Genomic DNA, 9,934 nt, shown 5'->3' with positions numbered 1-9,934 from the left:
CCACCGGCAGTTCCTCCGCCCGGTACCCCTTCAGCGCCGCGGTGACCCACTCCCGGGACACTGCCGGGTCGATGACCGCGTCGATTTCCAGTGCGGCGGCCGCGTTCACCGCCTTGCCGTGCTCGTACAGTTCGGCGACCCGGGACTCGTACGCGCGCTGGCGTTCGTCCGGGTCACTGATGGCCTCCAGCTCCTTGCGGTAGCCCAGGCGTACCGCGCCCTCCAGGCCCATGCCGCCCAGTTCGCCGGTCGGCCAGGCGGCGGTGGCCAGTGGGGTGTGGGTCGAGCCGCCCATCATTGCCATCGCGCCGAGTCCGTACGACTTGCGCAGGATGAGCGAGACGACGGGGACGCGGAGGTTGGCGCCGGTGACGAAGAGGCGGGAGAAGTGGCGGACGGTCGCGGTGCGTTCGGCGTCCGGGCCGACCATGAAACCGGGGGTGTCGCAGAGAGCGAGGACCGGCAGGCCGAAGGCGTCGCAGAGCTGGAGGAAGCGGGCGGCCTTGTCGGCGGCGTCGCGGTCGATCGCGCCGCCAAGGTGTTCGGGGTTGTTGGCGACCAGGCCCATGGGGCGGCCTGCGATGCGTACGAGTGCCGTGACCACTCCCGTACCGAAGCCCGCCCGCAGTTCCAGTACCGAACCGGTGTCCGCGAGGCCGTCGATCACCCGGCGCACCGGGTAGGCCCGGCGCCGGTTCTCGGGAATGGCGTGTCGGAGGAGTCGCGGGTCGGGCGCCTCCCACTCCTCGGCCGGGCCGCGGAAGTACGAGAGGTACCGCTTGGCCGTGCGGACCGCCTCGGCCTCGTCCGCGACGGGTATGTCCACCACGCCGTTCGGGACCTGCACGGACAGCGGGCCGACCTCCTCGGGCGCGTACACGCCGAGCCCGCCGCCCTCGATCATCGCCGGGCCGCCCATCCCGATCGACGCCTCGGGCGTCGCGATCACCACGTCACAGCAGCCCAGCAGCGCCGCGTTGCCCGCGAAGCAGCGCCCGGACGCGATGCCGACCAGCGGGACGAGGCCGCTCAGCCGGCCCATCTGATGGAACGTCATGACATTCAGCCCGGCGATCGAGGCGGTGTCGGTGTCGCCGGGGCGGCCGCCGCCGCCCTCCGCGAACAGCACGACGGGCAGCTTCCGCTGCTCGGCCACGCCCAGCAGGCGGTCGGTCTTGCGGTGGTTGTTGTGGCCCTGCGTGCCGGCCAGCACGGTGTAGTCGTACGACATCGCCACGCACGGCGCACCGTCGACCGTCCCTGTACCGGTGACCATGCCGTCGGCCGGGGTCGAGGCGATCAGGTCGTCCAGGGAGCGGCGACGGCGCTGCGCGGCGATGGCCAGCGCGCCGAATTCGGTGAAGCTGCCCTCGTCGCACAGGTCGTCGATGTTCTCGCGTGCCGTCCGGCGGCCGAGCTTGTGCCGCTTGGCGACCGCCTCCGGGCGCTGCGCGTCCAGCCCGGCCGCGTGCCGGGCCAGCGCCTCCGCGAGGTCCGGACGGATGGCGTCCGGGTCGGCCTCCGCGGCGGCGGCCTCGTCGGCCGCGTCGCCCGCGACCGGCTCCAGGACCACCAGCGGCTCTCCCTCGGAGGCCGTGTCGCCGACCGCTGCCCGTACGGAGCGTACGATCCCGGCGGTCGGCGCCGTCACCACGTGCTCCATCTTCATCGCCTCGAGGACGAGGAGCTGTTGGCCCGCCGGCACGGTGTCGCCGGGTGCCACGTCCACGGTGACGACCGTGCCGGCCATCGGCGCGACGACCGCGCCGTCCTCGTCGGGCGCGGCGCCCGCCGGCTCATCGTGATCGGGGAGCAGTTCGGGCAAGTGCTCCGCGACCCAGGAGGTGTCCGTGCCGCCCGCCGCGAACTCCGGATGGCCCAGCACCGCCCGCAGCAGCGGAATTCCGGTCCGTACGCCCTCCACGGCGAACTCCGCGAGCGCCTGCCGCGACCGCTCGCAGGCCGCGGCGAAGTCCCGTACGGGGACGCGTGTGACGACCTTCGCCAGCAGCGGGTCGTAGCGCGCGCCGACCGTCAGCCCGCCGCGCGCACCGGTGTCCACCCGCACCCCCGGCCCGGTCGGCACCTCGAAGCGGGTCAGCGTGCCGGCCGAGCCGCGTACCGTACCGTCCGCCGCCGTCACCTCGGCGTTGACCCGCGCCTGTACGGCGAAGCCGCGCGCCGCGGGCGGCCCGTCGGCCAGCCCCAGATCGGCCAGCGTCGCCCCGGCCGCCAGCCGCAGCTGCGCGTCGACCAGGTCCACGCCCGTCACCTCCTCGGTGACGGTGTGCTCCACCTGGAGCCGCGGATTGGCCTCCATGAAGTGGTACTCCTCGCCGCTCACGAGGAATTCGAAGGTACCCACTCCCGTGTAACCGACCTCGCGGGCCATCCGCAGCGCGCACTCCAGCAGCCGGTCCCGCACGGCGGCGGGCAGTGCGGGCGCGGGCGCGATCTCGATGAGCTTCTGATGGCGGCGCTGCGCGGAGCAGTCCCGCTCCCAGACGTGGGTGACCGCTCCTGTGGCGTCGCCGATGACCTGTACCTCGATGTGCCGCGCTCCGGTCAGCAGCCGCTCCACGTACAGTTCACCGCGCCCGAAGCCCTGTACCGCCTCCGAGCGGCAGCGCTCCCACACCTCGGCCAGCTCGGCCGCGTCCCGCGCCCGGCGCATCCCGCGGCCGCCGCCCCCGCCGAGCGCCTTGACCATCACCGGGCCGCCCGCGCCGGGCCCTTCGGCCAGGAACGCGCGGGCCTCGTCGAGCGTCGTGGGGCCGCTGGTGCCGGGCAGGACCGGCACGTACAGGGACTCGGCGAGCGCCCGGGCCCGTGCCTTGTCACCGAAGAGGCCGAGCACCTCGGGGGAGGGGCCGACGAAGACGGTGCCCGCCTCGGCGCAGGCCCGCGCGAAACCGGAGTCCTCGCTGAGGAAGCCGTAGCCGGGATGGACGTACGCACAGTCGGCCTCCCGGGCGACGGCCAGCAGGGCCGCCGCGTCGAGGTAGGCGGCGGGCCCGGAACCGGGCAGCGGATGCGCCTCGTCGGCGAGCCGGACGTGCGGGGCCGCCGCATCATCCTCCGCGTACACCGCGACGCTCCGCAGTCCGGCCGCCGCCGCGGCACGCACCACCCGGACGGCGATCTCCCCGCGATTGGCGACAAGTACGGCTGACCCCATTGAGCAAGCACCTCCACGCAATGACACAGGCTCCGAGACGGCGCTGTCATGCTCATTGACATTGGCGTCAACGTCAATATGGTCGAGGCGTGGCAAACAAGGAAGAGACCTCCGGCAGGCAGCCGTCCGGCCGCGGACACCGGCCCTGGGCGACCCGCACCGCCCGCGACCGCAGCGACACGCCCGTGCGCCACCGGCTGCTGGACGCCGCCGAGGCGGTCTTCACGCGCCTCGGCTACGGACCCGCCACCATCGCCGACATCGCCGCCGAGGCCGAGCTGTCCCGCGCGGGGTTCTACGTCTACTTCGCGTCCAAGGAAGAGATCTTCCAGGTGCTCGCGGTGCGCGTACGGGACGCCTTCCTCGCCGCACAGGAAGTGCCGGACACCGACCCCGACGACGTCCGCGCCGTCGCGCACGACTCCACCGCCGCCTTCCTCGCCGCGTACGCCGCCCACCTCCCGCTGCTCCGGCTGATCGAGCAGCAGGCGCAGGGGGACGACGGGCTGCGCGAGCTGTGGGAGGAGATCAACCGCCGGCCGACCCGCCGCACCGCCCGCTACATCCGCCGCCTGACCGAGGCCGGCGAACTGGCGCCGGTCGCGGACCCGTTGGCGGTGGCGCACGCGGTGGGCGGGATGAGCGTGCGGTTCGCCCAGCTGGTCGCGGCGGACCCGGACGCGTACGAGGCCGCCGTGCGCGACGTCACCGCCATGTACCTGCACCTGCTCAGGCCGTACCACCCCGAGGGACACCAGGCGATACCGGAGGAGTAGCAGTGAGCCGCGCGACGCGTATCGAGCACTACCTGACCGATCTCCGCACCCGACAGGAACGGGCCCGCAGCGGCCGGCAGCCGGACACCATCAGGCTGCGCGCGGGCGAATGGACCGTACCCGGCTACGTACGCCACTGGGCCGCCACCGCCCCCGACCGCATCGCCCTCGTCTTCGACGGCCGCGAGACGACCTACCGGGAGCTGGACGAGGCGTCCGACCGCCTGGCCGGATGGCTGGCCGCGCAGGGTGTGCAGCCCGGCGACCGGGTCGGCGTCCACCTCCCCAACTGCCCGCAGTTCCTCGTCGCGATGCTCGCCGTGCTGCGCCTCGGCGCGGTCCATGTACCGGTCAATCCCATGTTCAAGGCGGCCGAACTCCGCCACGAACTGACCGACGCAGGCACCCGCCTGGTCATCTCCCGTACCGAACTGGCCCCGGCCATGGAGGAGATACGCGCGGACACGCCCGTACGCGAGATCCTCCTCGCCGACACCGACGCGTGGGAGGCAGCGCTCGCGCACGCCCCGCATGGCCGGATCGCCGACGACCTCGACGCGCTGGCCGCCCTCAACTACACCGGCGGCACCACCGGCATGCCCAAGGGCTGCGAACACACCCAGCGCCACATGGTCTACACGGCCACCGCCATCGACTCCGGCCGCGCCCCCGACCTGGCCCCCGAGGGCATCGTCTCCCTCTGCTACCTGCCCATTTTCTGGATCGCGGGCGAGAACCTGGGCATCCTCGCGCCGCTGGTCTCCGGTGGCACGAGCGTGCTGCTGCCGCGCTGGGACCCGGCCGCCGTCCTGGACGGCCTGGAGCGGTACCGCGTCGCCACCATGGCCGGCACGGTCGAGAACTACCTCGAACTCCTGGACCACCCGGACCTCGCGGGACGCGACCTCTCCGCCTTCACCGCACCGCTCACCGTCTCCTTCATCCGCAAGCTCACTCCGGAGATCCGCGACCGCTGGCGCCGCGCCGTCGGCGACCACAGCGTGCTGCGCGAGGCGTCGTACGGCATGACCGAGACGCACACCAGCGACACCTCCACCCTCGGCTTCCAGGACGGCGACGCCGACCTGCTCAGCGAGCCCACGTTCTGCGGACTGCCCGTTCCCGGCACGGACTTCATGGTCGTGGACTTCGCCACCGGCGAGCCGCTGCCGCTCGGCGAGCGCGGCGAGATCGTCGTCCGCGGCCCGTCCGTCCTCACCCGGTACTGGCGCGCCCCCAAGGCCACCGAGACGGCCCTCCGCGACGGCTGGCTGCACACGGGCGACATCGGCTCCATCGACGAGGACGGCTGTCTGCACTACCTCGGCCGCGACAAAGACATGATCAAGGTGAACGGCATGAGCGTCTTCCCGACGGAGGTGGAGACGCTGCTCGGACGCCACCCGGACGTGCTGGCCGCGGCCGTCGTGGCCGTACCGGACGAGCGCCGCGGCCAGCGCCCGTACGCCTACGTCCGCACCGTCCCCGGCAGCACGCTCACCGCCGAGACCCTGACGGAGTGGGCGGGCGCGGCCATGGCTGCCTACAAGCTGCCCGCCATCGAACTGACCGCGGAGCTGCCGCTCACCGCCACCGGAAAGATCAAGAAGACGGAGCTGGCCGAGCGAGCCATGCGTACGCGGCCCGCGCCGTGAACTCCCCCTGACCGCCCCTGAAGAGGAGCCCGGCGGCCTGGAACGCCGGGGCCCCGGCGGTCTCCGCCACGTACGGGATCGCGATGCACCGCATCCCGGCGCGGCGCGCCGCCTCCGCACCGGGAGCCGCGTCCTCCAGCACGACGCAGCTCTCCGGCGCCACCCCCAGCCGCCGGGCCGCCTCCAGGAAGACATCGGGCTCCGGCTTGCCGCGCCCCACCTCCTCGGCCGACACCCGGGTGGTGAGCATCGCGTCCAGGTCCGTGCCCTTCAGTACGGCGTCGATCGCGGTCCGGGACGAGCCGGACGCCACCGCGACCGGGTGCCCCGCCGCGTGCAGCTGCTCCACGAAGACCCGCATCTCCGGGAACACCTCGGTCTGCGCCCCGGCCAGCTCCAGGTAGATCGCGTTCTTCCCGGCCAGCAGCTCCGGGACGGGCGCCTCGATCCCGTACTCCTTCCTCAGGATCTCCAGCGTCTCGCGCGTCCCGATGCCGATGAACCGCGCGTGGTGCTCCCAGGTGAAGTCCTCGACCCCATACCGGGCGAGCAGCCGCCGCCCCGCCTCGTAGTAGTTCGGCTCGCTGTCGACCAGGGTGCCGTCGAGGTCGAAGATGACGGGCGTGCGGGAGGGGCCCTCGGTGCTCATGCCACCAGCATGCCAAGTCGGCGGTCAGCGCGCCGCCGCGGCCCCGCCGACGTCCTCCACCAGCGGCAGCAGCCGGTGCGGCACGCGCTCGCGCAGCGCCACCTCGGTGCGCGTCCGCACCACCCCCGGCATGTTGATCAGCTGCTGGATCACGTCCTCCAGATGCGCCGCGTCCCGCGCCACCACCTTGGCCAGCAGGTCGCCGCCGCCCGTGGTCGAGAACGCCTCGATGATCTGCGGTACCTCGGCCAGCAGGGCCGCGACCTCCTCCAGGTGCCCCTGCGTGACCTCGATGTGCGCGAAGGCGGTGACCGGGTGCCCGAGCGCGGCGGGGGAGAGGCGCGGCCCGTACGCGGTGATCACACCGTCCCGCTCCAGCCGGTCCAGGCGCGCCTGCACCGTGCCGCGCGCGACACCGAGGAGGCGCGCGTACTCCCGCACGCTCGTCCGCGGCTGCTCCAGCAGCAGCCGGAGGATCCGGGCGTCGAGTGCGTCCACGGCCATGGTGAACGGCCTCCTTACGGGTGGTGCGGGGCGGTACCGGTCGATCGCCTCCAGTCTGCGGTGTGCCGCCCCGGCCTGCGACAGCGGGGCGGGCGCGCCCGTAAACACATGAACAGTCCCTCACATGGACATGGAATTCATTTTCATTTAGGCTCTCGGGTATGACCGGTGCCAAGCCTTCGCCGACGCGGAACACCCCGCAGCGGGCCGCGGTGCTGCGTGCGCTCGGTAACTGCCAGGACTTCGTCTCGGCCCAGATGCTGCACGCCCGTCTGGCCACCGCGGACTGCGCGGTCGGCCTCACGACGGTCTACCGCGCGCTCCACCAGCTCCAGGCCAGTGGCCAGGTGGACGTCGTGCGGGACGGGACGGGGGAACGGCTGTACCGCAGACGCAGCACCGCCGGCCATCAGCACTACCTCCTGTGCCGCGACTGCGGCCAGAGCCGGCCGGTCGACTCGCGCGTGGTCGAGCGGTGGGCCGAACGCATCGGCGCGACCAGCGGGTTCACCGATGTCGAGCACACCGTCGAACTGACCGGCGTCTGCGGCCGCTGCCGGCCCACCGCCCACTGACACCTACTCAGAAGGACGCCCCATGACCGAAGCCGACGCCGCCGCGCGTGACGAGCGGGTGCCCGTCACCGTACTGACCGGCTTTCTCGGATCCGGCAAGACCACCCTGCTCAACCGCATCCTCACCGAGCAGCACGGAATGAAGATCGCCGTCATCGAGAACGAGTTCGGCGAGGTCGGCATCGACGACGCGCTCGTGCTCGACGCCGAAGAAGAGATCTTCGAGATGAACAACGGCTGCATCTGCTGCACCGTGCGCGGGGACCTCATCCGCATCCTCGGCGCGCTGATGCGCCGCCGCGAGAAGTTCGACCACATCCTGATCGAGACCACCGGACTGGCCGACCCCGCGCCCGTCGCCCAGACCTTCTTCATGGACGACGAGATTGCGGCCCAGCTGCGGCTGGACGCCATCGTCACGCTCGTCGACGCGGCCCACGCCATTCAGCACCTCGATGAGGTGAAGCCCGAGGGCGTGGAGAACGAGGCCGTGGAGCAGGTCGCCTTCGCCGACCGGATCGTTCTCAACAAGACGGACCTGGTGGACGAGGCGACGGTCGCGGAGGTCGTCTCCCGTATCCGGGCGATCAACGCCGCCGTACAGATCATCCCCGCCCGGCACGCGGCGGTGGACCTCAAGGAGGTCATGGACGTCGGCGCGTTCGACCTGGCGCGGGTGCTCAAGGACGACCCGGAGTTCCTGACCGAGACCGAGCACCAGCACGACACCAGCGTCACCTCGGTCGGCTTCGAGCTGACCGGCGAGCTGGACGAGGCGCGGCTCAACCGCTGGCTCGGCGCGCTGCTGCGCACCAAGGGCGCGGACATCTTCCGCTCCAAGGGCATCCTCGCGCTCGCGGGTGCGCCGAAGCAGTACGTCTTCCAGGGCGTGCACATGCTGCTGGACGGGCAGTTCGGGCGGGAGTGGCAGCCGGGCGAGACCCGGCGGAGCAAGCTGGTCTTCATCGGCCGCGGGCTGGACCGCGACCAACTGGAGCAGGGCCTGTCCGCGTGCCTGACCACCGCGGGAGCCGCCGCGTGACCGCCCCCGCCGTTGATGTATCTCCCCTCTGGGAAGCAGCCGTCGAGGACGCGCCCGTCGCGCTCTCCGTGCGGGCCGGGACCGCCGCGGTGGCCGGCGCCGACGGCCGCGTCTGGACCGTGGACACCGCCACCGGCGCGGTACGGCCCGAGCTGGAACTGCCCGGCGGCGCGCTGGACGTCGCGCTCTCGCCCGACGGCCGCCACCTCGTCGCCACCGGACCCACCGGCCACGGCGTACAGGACCGGGACACCGGCCGTACGGTGCTGACCGAAACGGGCGCCTGGTCGGCCACCGCAGTATGGGCGGGCGGACAGCGGTTCGCCGTGGCGCGCGGCCGGCAGGCGCTGGTCCTGGACGCACAGGGCGAGCAGCTCTGGGCCACCGAACCGGCGCCCAGCACCGTCACCGACCTGGCCTGGCTGCGCGACGGCCGGCGGCTGGCGGTCGCGGCGTACGGAGCCGTGCGCTGCCACGAGCGGCACAGCGCGGCGCCCGTGGTCACCTACCCGTACGTCGGCTCGCACCTCGCGCTGGCCGTGGCGCCCACCGGCCGCTGGATCTGCAGCGGCAACCAGGACGCCTCGATCCACATCTGGCGCACCCGCGACGGCAGTGAGCTGACCATGTCCGGTTACCGCGAGAAGGTCTCCCGGCTCGCGTTCGACGACACCGGCTTCTGGCTCGCCGCAGACGGTGCGCCGGACGTCACCGTGTGGGACTTCTCCGGCAAGGGCCCCGCAGGTACGGCGCCGCGCTCGCTGAGCGCGCACCGGAAGGTCACCGCGCTGGCCTGGCGGCCCGGCGGTGCCGGCCACCTCGCCACCGGCGGCGACGACGGCACGCTCGCCCTGTGGCACGCCACGTCGGGCCGCCCGCAGGCCAGGCTGTCCCCGGCCCGCACGCTGCCCGGCGGGTCGGCGGTCACCGCGCTGGCCTGGGCCGGCTCCGAGCTGCTGATCGTGACGTACCGGGACGGTGCGGTACGGGCCGTACAGGTGCCGCCGGGAGTGACGCTGTGAGCCGCCCCGCCGGGCGCGCGGCCGCGGCGCGGCGGCAGGAGCTCGCCGCACGCGCCGACACGGCGGCGCAGGTGGTGGTCGGTGCAGCGCGCGACCGGCCGTGCACCCTGGTCGTCTGCCGGGGCTGCTGCTGCGGCAACGCGCGCAAGCACCGCGGCTTCGACCACGACGGCCAGCTGGCCAGGCTGCGCGCGGCGGCCCGCGACTCCGAAGGCCGCCTCGCGGTCCGTACGACCGACTGCCTCGGCCCCTGCGACCAGGCGAACGTGCTGGTCGTCCAGCCGTCGGGCAGCGGGCGGCGGAACGGTGGCCGGGCCGCCTGGATCGGCTTCGCAATGAGCGACGACGCCACCGAGGACGTGCTGCGGTGGGCGGCCGACGGCGGCCCCGGCATCGCCGCGCCGCCGCCCGCGCTGGAGCTCCGGTTCATCCGGCCACCGGGTGCGGCGCGGCAGGGCCGGGCGGCAGGCAGGCGCGGCCGTGCCCGCCGCTGACGCGGAAATCGGCGAAGAGGAGGGGGTGGCCCTGGACGC

General features: G+C 73.2%; 9 protein-coding genes. 6 read left to right on the top strand and 3 right to left on the bottom strand.

The annotated features are described in order from the left end of the window. Nucleotides 1-3,178, bottom strand: a 3,178-nt coding sequence (locus CCS38_RS16115) for an acetyl-CoA carboxylase family protein (protein ID WP_223733967.1), incomplete at its 3' end; no start/stop codon positions are given. A gap of 89 nt (nucleotides 3,179-3,267) precedes the next feature. Between CCS38_RS16115 and CCS38_RS16110 the strand changes: the two genes are divergently transcribed. Further along, on the top strand, nucleotides 3,268-3,954 hold the full coding sequence (locus CCS38_RS16110) for a TetR/AcrR family transcriptional regulator (RefSeq protein WP_223733966.1): 687 nt from the start codon (nucleotides 3,268-3,270) through the stop codon (nucleotides 3,952-3,954). Nucleotides 3,955-3,956: 2 nt separating this feature from the next. Continuing rightward, on the top strand, nucleotides 3,957-5,609 hold the full coding sequence (locus tag CCS38_RS16105; protein WP_223733965.1) for an AMP-binding protein: 1,653 nt from the start codon (nucleotides 3,957-3,959) through the stop codon (nucleotides 5,607-5,609). On the opposite strand, the gene CCS38_RS16100 is transcribed toward CCS38_RS16105, so the two are convergent. Together CCS38_RS16100 and CCS38_RS16095 are read right to left on the bottom strand one after the other, a co-directional pair. Then, nucleotides 5,557-6,258, bottom strand: coding sequence for an HAD family hydrolase (locus CCS38_RS16100; protein ID WP_223733964.1), 702 nt, complete (start codon nucleotides 6,256-6,258; stop codon nucleotides 5,557-5,559). The genes CCS38_RS16105 and CCS38_RS16100 overlap by 53 nt on opposite strands. Before the next feature lie 24 nt (nucleotides 6,259-6,282). Further along, complete coding sequence (locus tag CCS38_RS16095; RefSeq protein WP_223733963.1) at nucleotides 6,283-6,762, bottom strand: Lrp/AsnC family transcriptional regulator; 480 nt, start codon at nucleotides 6,760-6,762, stop codon at nucleotides 6,283-6,285. Nucleotides 6,763-6,923: 161 nt separating this feature from the next. Here CCS38_RS16095 and CCS38_RS16090 point away from each other — a divergent pair, with 161 nt between their 5' ends. The 4 genes from CCS38_RS16090 to CCS38_RS16075 all read left to right on the top strand — a co-directional run bounded on the left by CCS38_RS16090 (nucleotide 6,924) and on the right by CCS38_RS16075 (nucleotide 9,895). Further along, nucleotides 6,924-7,337, top strand: coding sequence for a Fur family transcriptional regulator (locus CCS38_RS16090; protein ID WP_223733962.1), 414 nt, complete (start codon nucleotides 6,924-6,926; stop codon nucleotides 7,335-7,337). A 22-nt stretch (nucleotides 7,338-7,359) separates the two neighbouring features. After that, a complete protein-coding gene (locus CCS38_RS16085; protein WP_223733961.1) occupies nucleotides 7,360-8,379 on the top strand; it encodes a CobW family GTP-binding protein in 1,020 nt (339 codons plus the stop codon). Next, the gene (locus CCS38_RS35550) at nucleotides 8,376-9,401 is read left to right on the top strand and encodes a WD40 repeat domain-containing protein (protein ID WP_223733960.1); all 1,026 of its coding nucleotides are present in this window, start codon (nucleotides 8,376-8,378) and stop codon (nucleotides 9,399-9,401) included. Before CCS38_RS16085 ends, CCS38_RS35550 begins: the two co-directional genes overlap by 4 nt. A 71-nt stretch (nucleotides 9,402-9,472) precedes the next feature. Next, nucleotides 9,473-9,895, top strand: coding sequence for a (2Fe-2S) ferredoxin domain-containing protein (locus tag CCS38_RS16075; protein ID WP_223733968.1), 423 nt, complete (start codon nucleotides 9,473-9,475; stop codon nucleotides 9,893-9,895). Nucleotides 9,896-9,934: the final 39 nt, after the last annotated feature.

Source organism: Streptomyces purpurogeneiscleroticus (assembly GCF_020024005.1).
In the GTDB taxonomy this organism is placed as follows: domain Bacteria; phylum Actinomycetota; class Actinomycetes; order Streptomycetales; family Streptomycetaceae; genus Streptomyces; species Streptomyces purpurogeneiscleroticus.
Note: the sequence above shows the minus strand (reverse complement) of the source record. Positions and strands in the feature narration are given on the sequence as shown.